Here is a 13,733-nt window from a genome sequence, read left to right on the forward strand (position 1 = left end):
CTCAGCCCTTCGAGGGGGCGAGGCGCTGGAGCTCCGCCTCGGTCGACTTGAGCAGGTCGTTCCAGGACGCTTCGAACTTGTCGACGCCCTCGTCCTCGAGCACCTGAACGACGTCGTCGTACGAGATGCCGAGCTTCTCCACGGCCTCGATCTCCGTGCGGGACTGGTCGTACGTCCCGGCGATCGTGTTGCCGGTGATCTCACCGTGGTCGGCGGTCGCGTCGAGCGTGGCCTCCGGCATGGTGTTGACGGTGCCGGGGGCGACCAGGTCCACGACGTACAGGGTGTCCTTGTACGCCGGGTCCTTCACGCCGGTCGACGCCCACAGGGGGCGCTGCTTGTTGGCCTGCGCCTTGTCGAGAGCGGCCCAGCGGTCCGAGGAGAAGACCTCCTCGAACGCCTCGTACGCGAGACGGGCGTTGGCCAGCGCAGCCTTGCCCTTGAGGGCCTTGGCCTCGTCGGTGCCGATGGCGTCCAGGCGCTTGTCGATCTCCGAGTCCACACGGGACACGAAGAAGGACGCCACCGAGTGGATCTTGGAGAGGTCCAGGCCGGCGGCCTGCGCCTTCTCCAGACCCGCCAGGTACGCGTCCATGACCTCGCGGTAGCGCTCCAGCGAGAAGATCAGCGTCACGTTCACGCTGATGCCCTTGCCGATGACCTCGGTGATCGCGGGCAGGCCCGCCTTCGTCGCCGGGATCTTGATGAGCGTGTTCGGGCGGTCCACCAGCCAGGCCAGCTGCTTGGCCTCGGCGATCGTGGCCGCCGTGTTGTGGGCCAGACGCGGGTCGACCTCGATCGACACGCGGCCGTCCTGACCCTGCGTCGCGTCGAAGACCGGACGCAGGATGTCGGCGGCGTCACGGACGTCCGCCGTCGTGATCATGCGGATGGCCTCTTCGACGGTGACCTTGCGGGCGGCGAGGTCGGCGAGCTGCTGCTCGTAACCGTCACCGTGCGAGATCGCCTTCTGGAAGATCGACGGGTTGGTCGTGACGCCCACGACGTGCTGCTGGTCGATCAGCTCGGCGAGGTTGCCGGACGTGATCCGCTTGCGCGACAGGTCGTCCAGCCAGATCGCGACGCCCTCTTCGGAGAGGCGCTTCAGTGCGTCTGTCATGGAAAATGCATCTCCTACGTGTCGTATATGAGCGTCAGCGCTGGGCTGCGGCAAGGGATTCCCGGGCTGCGGCGGCCACGGCGTCACCAGTGAAGCCGAACTCCCGGAAGAGGACCTTGCCGTCGGCGGAAGCACCGAAGTGCTCCAGCGAAACAATCTGTCCGGCGTCACCGACGAAGCGGTGCCACGTGAGACCGATGCCGGCCTCGACCGCGACGCGCGCCTTGACCGACGGCGGCAGGACCGAGTCCTTGTACTCCTGGTCCTGCTCGTCGAACCACTCCACCGACGGCATGGACACGACCCGCGTGGGGATCCCCTCGGCCTGGAGCTGCTCACGCGCCTCGACGGCGAGCTGCACCTCGGAACCGGTACCGATCAGGACCACCTGAGGCGCTCCGCCCTCGGCGTCGAGCAGGACGTAACCACCCTTGGCCGCGTCCTCGTTCGCCTCGTACGTCGGCACGCCCTGACGGGTCAGCACCAGGCCGTGCGGAGCGCCCTTGCCGAACACCTTCGTGTACCGCTTGAGGATCTCGCGCCAGGCGATCACGGTCTCGTTGGCGTCCGCGGGGCGGACGACGTTCAGACCGGGGATCGCGCGCAGCGCCGCCAGGTGCTCGACCGGCTGGTGCGTCGGGCCGTCCTCGCCCAGACCGATCGAGTCGTGCGTCCACACGTACGTGACCGGCAGGTGCATCAGGGCCGACAGGCGGACCGAGTTGCGCATGTAGTCGGAGAACACCAGGAAGGTGCCGCCGTAGATACGGGTGTTGCCGTGCAGCGCGATGCCGTTCATCTCGGCGGCCATCGAGTGCTCGCGGATGCCGAAGTGGATCGTGCGGCCGTACGGGTCGGCCTCCGGCAGCGGGTTGTCCGCCGGCAGGAACGACGACGTCTTGTCGATCGTCGTGTTGTTCGAGCCCGCGAGGTCGGCCGAGCCGCCCCACAGCTCCGGGATGACCGGGCCGAGCGCCTGGAGGACCTTGCCGGACGCGGCACGGGTGGCGACGCCCTTGCCGGTCTCGAAGGTCGGCAGGTGCGACTCCCAGCCCTCGGGCAGGTCGGTCGCCTCGATGCGGTCGTACTCGGCGGCGCGCTCCGGGTTGGCCGTGCGCCAGGCGGCGAACGACTTCTCCCACTCGGCCTTCGCCTCGCGGCCGCGGTCCAGGGCCTCACGCGTGTGCGCGATGACCTCGTCGGCGACCTCGAACGACTTCTCCGGGTCGAAACCGAGGACACGCTTGGTGGCCGCGACCTCGTCGTCGCCGAGCGCCGAGCCGTGCGCGGCCTCGGTGTTCTGCGCGTTCGGCGCGGGCCAGGCGATGATCGAGCGCATCGCGATGAAGGAGGGACGCTCGGTCTCGGCCTTCGCGGCCTCGATCGCGGCGAACAGGGCCTCGGGGTCGAGGTCGCCGTTCCCCTTCGGCTCCACGCGCTGCACGTGCCAGCCGTAGGCCTCGTACCGCTTCATGGTGTCCTCGGAGACCGCGGTCTCCGTGTCACCCTCGATCGAGATGTGGTTGTCGTCCCACAGCAGGACGAGGCTGCCGAGCTTCTGGTGCCCGGCCATCGAGGACGCCTCGGAGGAGATGCCCTCCTGGAGGCAGCCGTCGCCGGCGATCGCGAAGATGTGGTGGTCGAACGGGGAGGTGCCGGGGGCCGCCTCCGGGTCGAACAGTCCGCGCTCGAAACGGGCGGCCATCGCCATGCCCACGGCGTTGGCGACACCCTGGCCGAGCGGCCCGGTCGTCGTCTCCACGCCCGTGGTGTGCCCGTACTCCGGGTGACCCGGGGTCTTGCTGCCCCAGGTACGGAACGCCTTCAGATCATCGAGCTGGAGGCCGAAACCGGCCAGGTACAGCTGGATGTAAAGGGTCAGGGACGAGTGTCCCGCGGACAGCACGAACCGGTCGCGCCCGAGCCAGTCGGCATCCGCCGGGTCGTGTCGCATCACCTTCTGAAAGAGGGTGTACGCGGCCGGTGCCAGGCTCATCGCCGTACCCGGATGGCCGTTACCGACCTTCTGTACGGCGTCCGCGGCCAGGACGCGGGCGGTGTCAACGGCCCGCTGGTCCAACTCGGTCCACTGAAGGTCTGTGGTGGTCGGCTTGGTGCTCACCCTGGGTCAGGGCTCCTCTCCACATGTCGAATGCCGGTGACGGTGGGCTCACCGGCTGTTGTCGAGCCTACCCCTGCGAGTACGCGCATTTTTTCGACTCAATCCAGACTGCCGGGCCGGGCCGCAATCCGCCTCCTGACAGGCATCCGCGCCACTCGTCAAGTGAATGCGAGACCGCTCATCTGGGGTGCTCCGAAACACGAACCGACCCCCACGAAGAGCCAGGTATAGGCAACGTCTACAGTGGCGTGGTACGCGCGAGCCTTTACCGGGACTTCACATCCGGGGGCTTGCTGGGAGTCTCTGTCAGGGGTGTGCGTGACGGCCGTCGAATCCCGTCCAGCGGGGCAACTCGGGACGAGCATCAGCCCGAGCCAACGGCCGTTCGGGGCCCGTATCAAGGCGTTCGTGGCACTGACCAAGCCGCGGATCATCGAACTGCTGCTGATCACCACGGTTCCGGTCATGTTCCTCGCGCAGCAGGGTGTACCCGATCTGACGCTGGTGCTCATCACCTGCCTCGGCGGCTACCTCTCCGCGGGCGGTGCCAATGCGCTGAACATGTACATCGACCGTGACATCGACGCGCTCATGGAGCGCACGTCGCAGCGTCCACTGGTCACCGGAATGGTCAGCCCACGGGAGTGCCTCGCCTTCGGCATCGCCCTCGCGGTCATCTCCACGCTGCTGTTCGGTCTGGCCGTCAACTGGCTCTCCGCCTGGCTCTCGCTCGGCGCGCTCCTCTTCTACGTGGTCGTCTACACGATGATCCTGAAGCGCCGCACCTCGCAGAACATCGTCTGGGGCGGCATCGCCGGCTGCCTGCCGGTCCTCATCGGCTGGTCCGCGGTCACGAACTCGATGTCGTGGGCCCCGGTCATCCTCTTCCTCGTCATGTTCTTCTGGACGCCGCCGCACTACTGGCCGCTGTCCATGAAGGTCAAGGACGACTACGCGCGCGTGGGCGTGCCGATGCTGCCGGTCGTCGCCTCGAACAAGGTGGTCGCGAAGCAGATCGTCATCTACAGCTGGGTGATGGTCGCCGTCTCCCTGCTCCTGACGCCGCTCGGCTACACCGGCTGGTTCTACACCGCGGTCGCCCTGCTGGCCGGCGGGTTCTGGCTGTGGGAGGCGCACGGGCTGCAGAACCGCGCCAACGCCGAGGTGTCGGGCGCGAAGCTCAAGGAGATGCGCCTCTTCCACTGGTCGATCACCTACGTCTCGATCCTCTTCGTGGCGGTCGCGGTGGACCCCTTCCTGCGCTGACCCACCCAGGAACTTCCCGACGGGCGGGGGGGGCAGTGGCCAAGGCCACGCCCCCCGCCCGTCGCCAGTTGATCTACCTGTCAGTAGCATCCTGTCCATGGCAGACACTCAAGCGGTTGACGACCCGAAGCAGGCGGCGAAGGACGAGCGCAGGGCCGCCCGGCTCGCCCGGGAGATCGGGACGTTCGCCAAGCAGCACGGCGGCGCCGAGGGGCAGCTCGCGTACCTCGGGGAGCGCGGCACGCGCATCGCGCTCGTCGGCGAGGACGGCGGCTGGGGCAATCTCGTGGCTCCTTCCGACGCCATCGCCCGCAAGGCCGTGGAGAAGGCCGGGATCACCGTCCGCGAGGACTTCGACGGCGAGATGGCCGCCAAGGTCAAGACCGGACCGTACGAATGGACCCGCATGGCGGGCATCCAGGTCGGCGGCCCGAGCAACAAGTAGCGGCTCGTCCAATGCGTCAGGTGTACGAGACCAACACCTGGCGCAGGTTTCACCCGTTAGGACCGTAGAAGCACGGTCCATCTACGGGAGCCCGGATGATCGATACGCCATCCCTCGTGGACCAGTACTGCCACGGGGTACTGCGGACGGAACTCGGCCTCGGCACGTTCGAGGCCCATCTCGGCCGGGGCGATCGCCCGCCCGCCCCCGGCACGACCTTCTTCGACACCCAGACGGGCTTCGCCGTACGGCGCTGGTGTCCGCCGCTCCTCGGCCTCGAACCGCACTGCCCGCCCGCCCGCTACCTCGCACGCCGCCGCGAACTGGGTGTCATGGAGTCGGGCCGCAGACTGCTGCGGGGCAGCGGCATCACCACGTACCTGGTCGACACGGGGCTGCCGGGCGACCTCACCGGGCCCAGCGAGATGGCCTCCGCCGGAAACGCGGACGCGCACGAGATCGTCCGTCTCGAACTCCTCGCCGAACAGGTCGCCGACACCTCAGGCACCGTCGAGTCCTTCCTCGCCAACCTCGCCGAGTCGGTGCACGCCGCCGCCGCGAACGCCGTCGCCTTCACCTCCGTGGCGGGCGTACGGCACGGCCTCGCGCTGGCGCCACAGCCGCCCGGACCCGGCGAAGTACGCGGAGCCGCGGGACGCTGGCTCGCCGCACGCCGGGTCGGCGGCCCCCTCGCCGACCCCGTGCTCCTGCGCCATCTCCTGTGGATCGCCGTGGCCTCCGGCCGGCCGCTGCAACTCCACGCGGGCCTCGGGGAACCCGGCCTGCGCCTCGACCGCACCGACCCGGTCCTGCTCACGGACTTCGCCCGCGCCACGGCCGGACTCGGCACCGACCTGATCCTGCTGCACGGCTACCCGTACCACCGGCACGCGGCGCACCTCGCCGGCATCTTCCCGCACGTGTACGCGGACCTCGGCCCGGCGCTCGCCCGCACGGGGGCGCGTGCGGCGGCCGTACTCGCGGAGATCCTGGAACTCGCCCCGTTCGGCAAGCTGCTGTTCTCCAGCGGCGCGCACGGCCTGCCGGAGCTGCATGTGGTGGGGGCGCGGCTGTTCCGCGAGGCGCTCGGGCGGGTGCTCGGCGGCTGGGTCGCGGAGGGAGCGTGGTCGCCGGCGGACGCGCAGCGGGTGGCCGGGATGATCGGGTCGGTGACGGCCCAGCGGGTCTACGGCCTCAGCGGCACGGGCGCCGCGCAGGGCGGCTGACCCGGGCCACGAGCTGTCCGGTTCAGACGGCGGAGAGGGCAGGGTCCGCCTGGGCCGGGACCTCCGCCGTGCCCAGCGGGCGCTCCCGCAGCGACAGCAGGACCCGCAGGACCGCGATCCACACCAGGGCCGAGCCCAGCATGTGCAGGCCGACGAGGATCTCCGGCAGGTCGGTGAAGTACTGGACGTAGCCGATGACGCCCTGCGCGAGCAGTACGAGGAAGAGGTCGCGGGTGCGGTGCAGTGGGCCCTTGGGGGCGTCGACCGCCTTGAGGACGAACCACAGGGCGAACGTCAGCGTCACCACGATCCAGGCCAGGACCGCGTGCGCCTTGCTGATGGTCTCCCAGTCGAGCGGCATCCGCTCCACGTCGCTGGAGTCGCCGGCGTGCGGGCCCGAGCCGGTCACGACCGTGCCGACCATGATCAGCAGGACCGTGGCGGCGACCAGGATCCAGACGAGTTGGCGTACGGCCTTGCCGGCGAGGGGGCGCGGTGCGGCGTCACCCTCACGGGTGCGCTGCCACATCACCGTGGCGACCGCGATCAGCGCGGTGGACAGCAGGAAGTGGGCCGCGACGGTGTACGGGTTGAGGCCGACGAGGACGACGATGCCGCCGAGGACGGCGTTGCCCATGACGAGCCAGAACTGGGCCCAGCCGAGCCGGGTCAGACCGCGTCGCCACGGTTTCTGCGAGCGGGCGGCGATGATCGCCCAGCCGACCGCGGCGCACAGGACGTACGTCAGCATGCGGTTGCCGAACTCGATCGCTCCGTGGAAGCCCATCGCGCTCGTCGCGGTGAGGGACTCGTCGGTGCACTTGGGCCACGTCGGGCAGCCGAGGCCCGAGCCCGTCAGGCGCACCGCGCCGCCGGTGACCACGATGACCACCGTCATGACGACGGCGGAGAGCGCGGCGCGCCGGACGGTCCGCTGAGCGGGGGTCCAGCGTTCGGCGATGAAGGCGAGCGGGTTGCGCACGGCTTGGGCGGCGTCGGCCGGGGTCACGTTTGGCACGGGCACCATCGTAGGACGCCGCTTGTGCATGTCTTCACGAGGGGGCCGATCCGGGACGATTGTGACGCCCCGCACGTGCCGTACGGCCTACTCCCAGCGGAAGAAGCGCGCCGCGGCGCCCAGCCCGAGGACCGCCCAGACCGCGAGGATCCCGAGGTCGCCCCACGGCATCGCCGCGCCGTGCTGAAGGACGTCCCGCAGCCCGTCGGAGAGCGCCGAGATCGGCAGCAGGCCGAGGACGGACTGCGCCGCGTCCGGGAACTTGTCGAGCGGCACGATGACGCCGCCGCCGACGAGCAGGAGCAGGAAGACGAGGTTCGCGGCGGCGAGCGTCGCCTCCGCCTTGAGCGTGCCCGCCATCAGCAGGCCGAGCCCGGAGAACGCGGCGGTGCCGAGGACCAGCAGGAGCAGCACTGCGAGCGGATTGCCGTGCGGGGACCAGCCGAGCGCGAAGGCGATCACCGTCACGAGGATCACCTGGAGGACCTCGGTGACCAGGACGGACAGCGTCTTCGCGGTCATCAGGGCCCAGCGCGGCAGCGGCGAGGACGCGAGCAGCTTGAGCACGCCGTAGCGGCGCTCGAAGCCCGTCGCAATGGCCTGGCCGGTGAACGCGGTCGACATCACGGCGAGCGCGAGGATGCCAGGGGCCAGGAAGTCCACGGCCTTCCCGCCGCCCGTGTCGACGATGTCGACCGCGCTGAACAGGACGAGCAGCAGGGTGGGGATGATGACGGTGAGCAGCAGCTGCTCGCCGTTGCGCAGGAGCATCTTCGTCTCGAGGACGGCCTGCGCGCCGATCATGCGAGGCAGCGGCGCGGCCCCCGGCTTCGGCGTGTACGTACCGGCGACACTCATCCGCGCAGCTCCCTGCCGGTCATCTCAAGAAATACGTCTTCGAGGGTGTGGCGTTCGACCGAGATCCTCTCGGGCATCACACCGTGCTGCGCGCACCACGAGGTCACCGTCGCGAGCAGCTGCGGGTCGACCTCGCCGCTCACGCGGTACGAACCCGGGGTGAGCTCGGCCGCCGCGGAGTCCGTCGGGAGGGCCTTGAGGAGCGAGGCGACGTCGAGGCCGGGGCGTCCGGAGAAGCGCAGGGTGTTCTCGGCGCCGCCACGGCACAGCTGCTCGGGGGAGCCCTGCGCGATGACCCGGCCCGCGTCGATGATCGCGACGTCGTCGGAGAGTGCCTCCGCCTCGTCCATGTGGTGCGTGGTGAGGATGACGGAGACGCCGTCGGTCCGCAGATCCCGTACGAGGTCCCAGGTCGCGCGGCGGGCCTGCGGGTCGAGGCCGGCGGTCGGTTCGTCCAGGAACACGAGCTCGGGGCGGCCGACGACGGCCATGGCGAGCGCGAGGCGCTGCTGCTGGCCGCCGGAGAGCCTGCGGTAGGTGGTGCGGCCGCAGCTGCCGAGGCCGAGGCGCTCGATGAGCGCGTCCACGTCCAGCGGGTGCGCGTGGAGCTTCGCCACGTGGCGAAGCATCTCGTCCGCGCGGGCGCCGGAGTAGACGCCTCCGGACTGGAGCATCACGCCGATCCGGGGGCGCAGTTCGCCGGCCTGCGCGACGGGGTCGAGCCCGAGGACCCGGACCGTTCCCGAGTCCGGCCGGCGGTAGCCCTCGCAGGTTTCGATCGTGGTGGTCTTACCGGCGCCGTTGGGGCCGAGGACGGCGGTGATGCCGGCCGAGGCCTCCAGGTCGAGGCCGTCGACCGCGGTCTTGGTTCCGTACCGCTTGACCAGACTCTGGATCCGGACGACGGGCTCGCTTCGCATGAGCGCCAAGTCTAGGGACGCGCCGCGTGTCCCCGGCGGGCGGGGCCCAAGGTGCTCAGGCCCGGTGCCTCGCCAGCCACTCCTGGGCGTGAGCGACCGCGTCGGCGACGGGGAAGAGCAGGGCGTCGGCCGCCCCCACCCGGCCGCGTACGACCCCGCCCTCGCGCTCGAATGCCGCGCCGAGTTCGTCGAACCCGTCCGCACTGATGTCGACCTCCGTCACGGTCTCCCAGCGTCGGCCGCCGGGGCCGAGGACCGCGCGGCCCATCTCGGTCCTGGGGGACGGGATCCGGTACTCGGCGAGATGGAAGGACGTACAGGTGGCGAACGTCGTGCCGAGGAGGAGCACGCGCGCGCCCTGTTCCTCCAACCGGGCCAGCGGACTGTGCTCGCCGAGCGAACAGTCGGTGGCGTGGCCGTCGGTGATCGCGGTGGCCCGGGGGCCGACGGCGGCGAACGACGTATGGAGGTGCGCGCTGCGCACGGCTCCGGGCCAGCGGCGCACGGTCTCGGCGATCGCGCCCATGCCGTCACTGGGCGTGACGGCCGGGTCGTACGCGGGCATCGACGCGCGGATCTCGGCCCACCACTTCTCGGGCACCGGGGGTCTGCGCCAGTCGGCGGGGTCGGAGTTGCCGCCGGTGTGCGTGGGGACGGTGAGTGTCCCGTCCGGACCCAGCGTGTCGAGCAGTCCTTGCACCACGGAAACGGCCCCTCCACAGACCCATCCGAGCGCGCTGAGGGAGGAGTGGAGGAGGAGGGTCTCGCCGGGCCGGACGCCGAGCGCGCGCAGGTCGGCGCCAAGGGTGGCGCGCGTGACAAGTGGGCCGGTGGGAGGGGGTGTGGGCATGGCGTGAGTGTCCTCCGCGGAGGCGGGGCGGCACCACCGAATTGATCGATCAAAGATCGTTTCCGCAGGTCATCTTAGGTATGCCTAAGTGATGCAGGGCACCGGAGATCATCCAGGGCCGCGCTTGTCAGGCCCTGAGGAATTACGCAACAATGGCGTTGTGAAATACGTCGGCGAGGCTCAGGAGGCTCCCCAGGGAGCCCCGCAGGAGGAGATCGCGACCGGTGAGCGTTCGACGCGCAACCGGGTCGCCCGCTCCATCCTGGACCACGGCCCGTCCACCGTCGCCGATCTGGCCGGCCGCCTCGGTCTCACCCAGGCCGCGGTGCGCCGCCATCTGGACGCGCTGGCCGCCGACGAGGTCGTCGAAGCACGGGAACAGAAGATCTACGGAGCCCGTACGCGCGGCCGTCCCGCCAAGGTGTTCGTCCTGACGGACTGTGGCCGGGACGCCTTCGACCAGTCCTACGACAAGCTCGCCGCCGACGCCCTGCGCTGGATCGCGCAGCGCGAGGGCGGGGAAGAGGCCGTCGTCGCCTTCGCCCGCGCCAGGATCGCCGAGCAGGCCGGGGCGTATCGGGAGGCCGTCGAGTCCGCCGCGCCCGAGAAGCGCGCGGAAGCCCTCGCCAAGGCCCTGAGCGCCGACGGGTACGCTGCTACGGCGCGAAGCGCACCGGTCGGCGAGCAGCTGTGTCAGCACCACTGCCCGGTCGCGCACGTCGCCGAGCAGTTCCCGCAGCTGTGCGAGGCGGAGACCGAGATCTTCTCCCAGCTGCTCGGCACACATGTGCAGCGGCTGGCCACCATCGCCCACGGTGACGGGGTGTGCACGACGTTCATTCCCAAGACCAGCGCCACACAAAACGACACAAACGCATCTGCAAGCACCGCCGGGAGGAACCCCGCATGACGCTCCCCATCGAGGAGACTGCCCACCCCGAGCTCGAGGGTCTGGGCAAGTACGAATACGGCTGGGCCGACTCCGACGCCGCCGGTGCCTCTGCCAAGCGCGGCATCAACGAGGACGTCGTCCGCGACATCTCGGCCAAGAAGTCCGAGCCGGAGTGGATGACCAAGCTCCGCCTCAAGGGCCTGCGCCTCTTCGACAAGAAGCCCATGCCGAACTGGGGCTCGGACCTGTCGGGCATCGACTTCGACAACATCAAGTACTTCGTGCGGTCCACCGAGAAGCAGGCTCAGTCCTGGGAGGACCTGCCCGAGGACATCAAGAACACGTACGACAAGCTCGGCATCCCCGAGGCGGAGAAGCAGCGCCTCGTCGCCGGTGTCGCGGCCCAGTACGAGTCCGAGGTCGTCTACCACCAGATCCGCGAGGACCTGGAGGAGCAGGGCGTCCTCTTCCTGGACACCGACACGGCCCTGAAGGAGCACCCCGAGCTCTTCAAGGAGTACTTCGGCACGGTCATCCCGGTCGGCGACAACAAGTTCGCGTCGCTGAACACGGCCGTGTGGTCCGGCGGATCCTTCATCTACGTCCCCAAGGGCGTACACGTCGAGATCCCGCTCCAGGCCTACTTCCGTATCAACACGGAGAACATGGGCCAGTTCGAGCGGACGCTGATCATCGTCGACGAGGACGCCTACGTCCACTACGTCGAGGGCTGCACGGCGCCGATCTACCAGTCGGACTCCCTGCACTCCGCGGTGGTCGAGATCATCGTGAAGAAGGGCGCCCGCTGCCGTTACACGACCATCCAGAACTGGTCGAACAACGTCTACAACCTGGTCACCAAGCGCGCCGTGGCGTACGAGGGCGCGACCATGGAGTGGATCGACGGCAACATCGGCTCCAAGGTCACCATGAAGTACCCGGCCGTCTACCTGATGGGCGAGCACGCCAAGGGCGAGACCCTGTCCATCGCCTTCGCGGGCGAGGGGCAGCACCAGGACGCCGGCTCCAAGATGGTCCACATGGCGCCCAACACCTCCTCCAACATCGTGTCGAAGTCGGTGGCCCGTGGTGGCGGCCGCACCTCGTACCGCGGTCTGGTCGAGATCGGCGAGGGCGCCCACGGCTCCAAGTCGAACGTGCTGTGCGACGCCCTGCTCGTCGACACGATCTCCCGCTCCGACACGTACCCGTACGTCGACGTCCGTGAGGACGACGTGTCCATGGGCCACGAGGCGACCGTCTCGAAGGTCTCCGACGACCAGCTCTTCTACCTGATGAGCCGCGGTATGACGGAGTTCGAGGCGATGGCCATGATCGTGCGTGGCTTCGTCGAGCCGATCGCGAAGGAGCTGCCGATGGAGTACGCCCTCGAGCTCAACCGGCTGATCGAGCTGCAGATGGAAGGCGCCGTCGGCTAACGCCGCAAGCCCGTCCGTCAGCACACGTCCTGAACCGAGAAAGAGAGCACTACGACAGCCATGGCTGAGGCTCAGAACATCCCGGTGGGTTCCACCACCGCCGGCTCGATCGCGGTGGCCGCGGAGTCGACCGTCGCCACGCGCATGAGCGCGCCCCCGTCCTACGACGTCGCGGACTTCCCGGTCCCGCACGGCCGTGAGGAGGAGTGGCGGTTCACGCCGCTCGAGCGGCTGCGCGGCCTGCACGACGGGACGGCGGTCGCCCAGGGCGGCCTGCGCGTCGAGGTGAGCGCCCCCGCGGGCGTGACCCAGGAGACCGTCGGGCGCGACGACGCTCGCGTCGGCAAGGCCGGCAAGCCGGTGGACCGCGTCGCCGCCCAGGCGTTCTCGTCCTTCGAGAAGGCCTCGGTCGTGTCCGTGCCCAAGGAGACGGTGCTCACCGAGCCCATCCGGATCGCCGTGCACGGCGAGGGCGGCACCGCCTTCGCGCACCAGGTCATCGAGCTCGGCGCGTTCGCCGAGGCCGTCGTGGTCATCGACCACACCGGTGACGCGGTGCTCGCCGCCAACGTCGACTACATCCTGGGCGACGGCGCCAAGCTGACCGTCGTCTCCGTCCAGGACTGGGACGAGAAGGCCGTCCACGTCGCGCAGCACAACGCGCTGATCGGCCGCGACGCCTCCTTCAAGTCCGTCGTCGTCACCTTCGGCGGTGACCTCGTCCGCCTGCACCCGCGCGTGAACTACGCGGGCCCCGGCGGCGAGGCCGAGCTGCTCGGCCTGTACGTCACCGACGCCGGCCAGCACCAGGAGCACCGCCTCCTGGTCGACCACGCGGCCCCGCACTGCAAGTCGAACGTCGCCTACAAGGGCGCGCTGCAGGGCCAGGACGCGCACGCCGTCTGGATCGGCGACGTCCTCATCGAGGCCTCCGCCGAGGGCACCGACACGTACGAGCTGAACCGCAACCTCGTGCTGACCGACGGCGCCCGCGTGGACTCGGTCCCGAACCTGGAGATCGAGACCGGCGAGATCGTCGGCGCCGGCCACGCCTCGGCGACCGGCCGCTTCGACGACGAGCAGCTCTTCTACCTGCGCTCGCGCGGCATCTCGGCCGACGATGCCCGTCGCCTCGTGGTCCGCGGCTTCTTCGCCGAGCTCGTCCAGCAGATCGGTCTGCCGGACGTGCAGGAGCGCCTGCTCGCCAAGATCGAGGCCGAGCTGGAGGCTTCCGTCTGATGGCCTTCGACCGTGCCCGATTCACTCGGGTGTGCGGATTGAGCGAGCTGGAGGAGGACACCCCGAAGCGGGTGGAACTCGACGGCACGCCGGTCTCGGTCGTCTACACCGAGGGCGAGGTGTTCGCGATCAACGACATCTGCTCGCACGCGAACGTGTCGCTCTCCGAGGGCGAGGTGGAGGACTGCCAGATCGAGTGCTGGCTGCACGGCTCCGCGTTCGACCTCCGCACCGGTAAGCCGTCCGGCCTTCCCGCGACGCGCCCCGTCCCCGTTTACCCCGTACAGATCGAAGGGGACGACGTGCTCGTCTCCCTCTCCCAGGAGTCCTGAGGCACC

At 69.7% G+C, this 13,733-nt stretch carries 13 protein-coding genes; 7 read left to right on the forward strand and 6 right to left on the reverse strand.

The genetic code is table 11. The features are described from left to right. Nucleotide 1 precedes the first annotated feature (1 nt). On the reverse strand, nt 2–1,120 hold the full coding sequence (tal, locus tag ACIPWY_RS27040) for a transaldolase (protein ID WP_362908008.1): 1,119 nt from the start codon (nt 1,118–1,120) through the stop codon (nt 2–4). 34 nt (nt 1,121–1,154) lie between these two features. Continuing rightward, the gene (tkt, locus tag ACIPWY_RS27045) at nt 1,155–3,242 is read right to left on the reverse strand and encodes a transketolase (protein WP_401535414.1); all 2,088 of its coding nucleotides are present in this window, start codon (nt 3,240–3,242) and stop codon (nt 1,155–1,157) included. Nucleotides 3,243–3,554: 312 nt separating this feature from the next. Here tkt and ACIPWY_RS27050 point away from each other — a divergent pair, with 312 nt between their 5' ends. The 3 genes from ACIPWY_RS27050 (at nt 3,555) to ACIPWY_RS27060 (ending at nt 6,179) form a co-directional block, all read left to right on the forward strand. Further along, nucleotides 3,555–4,508, forward strand: a complete 954-nt coding sequence (locus ACIPWY_RS27050) for a heme o synthase (protein WP_362908010.1) — start codon at nt 3,555–3,557, stop codon at nt 4,506–4,508. 97 nt (nt 4,509–4,605) lie between these two features. Further along, the gene (locus ACIPWY_RS27055) at nt 4,606–4,953 is read left to right on the forward strand and encodes a hypothetical protein (RefSeq protein ID WP_266565591.1); all 348 of its coding nucleotides are present in this window, start codon (nt 4,606–4,608) and stop codon (nt 4,951–4,953) included. Between the two features lie 95 nt (nt 4,954–5,048). Beyond that, the gene (locus ACIPWY_RS27060) at nt 5,049–6,179 is read left to right on the forward strand and encodes an amidohydrolase family protein (protein ID WP_362908011.1); all 1,131 of its coding nucleotides are present in this window, start codon (nt 5,049–5,051) and stop codon (nt 6,177–6,179) included. A 22-nt stretch (nt 6,180–6,201) separates the two neighbouring features. On the opposite strand, the gene ACIPWY_RS27065 is transcribed toward ACIPWY_RS27060, so the two are convergent. The 4 genes from ACIPWY_RS27065 to ACIPWY_RS27080 all read right to left on the reverse strand — a co-directional run bounded on the left by ACIPWY_RS27065 (nt 6,202) and on the right by ACIPWY_RS27080 (nt 9,825). After that, nucleotides 6,202–7,206 (reverse strand): heme A synthase, encoded by a 1,005-nt coding sequence (locus ACIPWY_RS27065; protein WP_383886159.1) that lies wholly within the window; start codon nt 7,204–7,206, stop codon nt 6,202–6,204. Between the two features lie 78 nt (nt 7,207–7,284). Then, a complete protein-coding gene (locus ACIPWY_RS27070; protein WP_362908013.1) occupies nt 7,285–8,055 on the reverse strand; it encodes an ABC transporter permease in 771 nt (256 codons plus the stop codon). Beyond that, complete coding sequence (locus ACIPWY_RS27075) at nt 8,052–8,975, reverse strand: ABC transporter ATP-binding protein (RefSeq protein WP_362908014.1); 924 nt, start codon at nt 8,973–8,975, stop codon at nt 8,052–8,054. Before ACIPWY_RS27075 ends, ACIPWY_RS27070 begins: the two co-directional genes overlap by 4 nt. Before the next feature lie 55 nt (nt 8,976–9,030). Then, entirely contained in the window at nt 9,031–9,825 is a 795-nt protein-coding gene (locus ACIPWY_RS27080) for an aminoglycoside N(3)-acetyltransferase (RefSeq protein ID WP_393705915.1), read from the reverse strand. A 160-nt stretch (nt 9,826–9,985) separates the two neighbouring features. Here ACIPWY_RS27080 and ACIPWY_RS27085 point away from each other — a divergent pair, with 160 nt between their 5' ends. The 4 genes from ACIPWY_RS27085 to ACIPWY_RS27100 are packed head-to-tail and all read left to right on the forward strand — an operon-like array spanning nt 9,986 to nt 13,727. Beyond that, on the forward strand, nt 9,986–10,735 hold the full coding sequence (locus tag ACIPWY_RS27085) for a metalloregulator ArsR/SmtB family transcription factor (RefSeq protein ID WP_362908016.1): 750 nt from the start codon (nt 9,986–9,988) through the stop codon (nt 10,733–10,735). Then, nucleotides 10,732–12,156: a Fe-S cluster assembly protein SufB gene (gene sufB / locus ACIPWY_RS27090; protein WP_362908017.1), complete on the forward strand. Its 1,425-nt coding sequence runs from the start codon at nt 10,732–10,734 to the stop codon at nt 12,154–12,156. The genes ACIPWY_RS27085 and sufB overlap by 4 nt, the downstream gene beginning before the upstream one ends. 60 nt (nt 12,157–12,216) lie before the next feature. Continuing rightward, on the forward strand, nt 12,217–13,395 hold the full coding sequence (gene sufD / locus ACIPWY_RS27095) for a Fe-S cluster assembly protein SufD (RefSeq protein ID WP_393705914.1): 1,179 nt from the start codon (nt 12,217–12,219) through the stop codon (nt 13,393–13,395). After that, nucleotides 13,395–13,727, forward strand: a complete 333-nt coding sequence (locus tag ACIPWY_RS27100; protein WP_362908019.1) for a non-heme iron oxygenase ferredoxin subunit — start codon at nt 13,395–13,397, stop codon at nt 13,725–13,727. Before sufD ends, ACIPWY_RS27100 begins: the two co-directional genes overlap by 1 nt. Nucleotides 13,728–13,733 lie beyond the last annotated feature (6 nt).

This window comes from Streptomyces sp. NPDC090032 (assembly GCF_044748025.1).
Classification (GTDB): domain Bacteria; phylum Actinomycetota; class Actinomycetes; order Streptomycetales; family Streptomycetaceae; genus Streptomyces.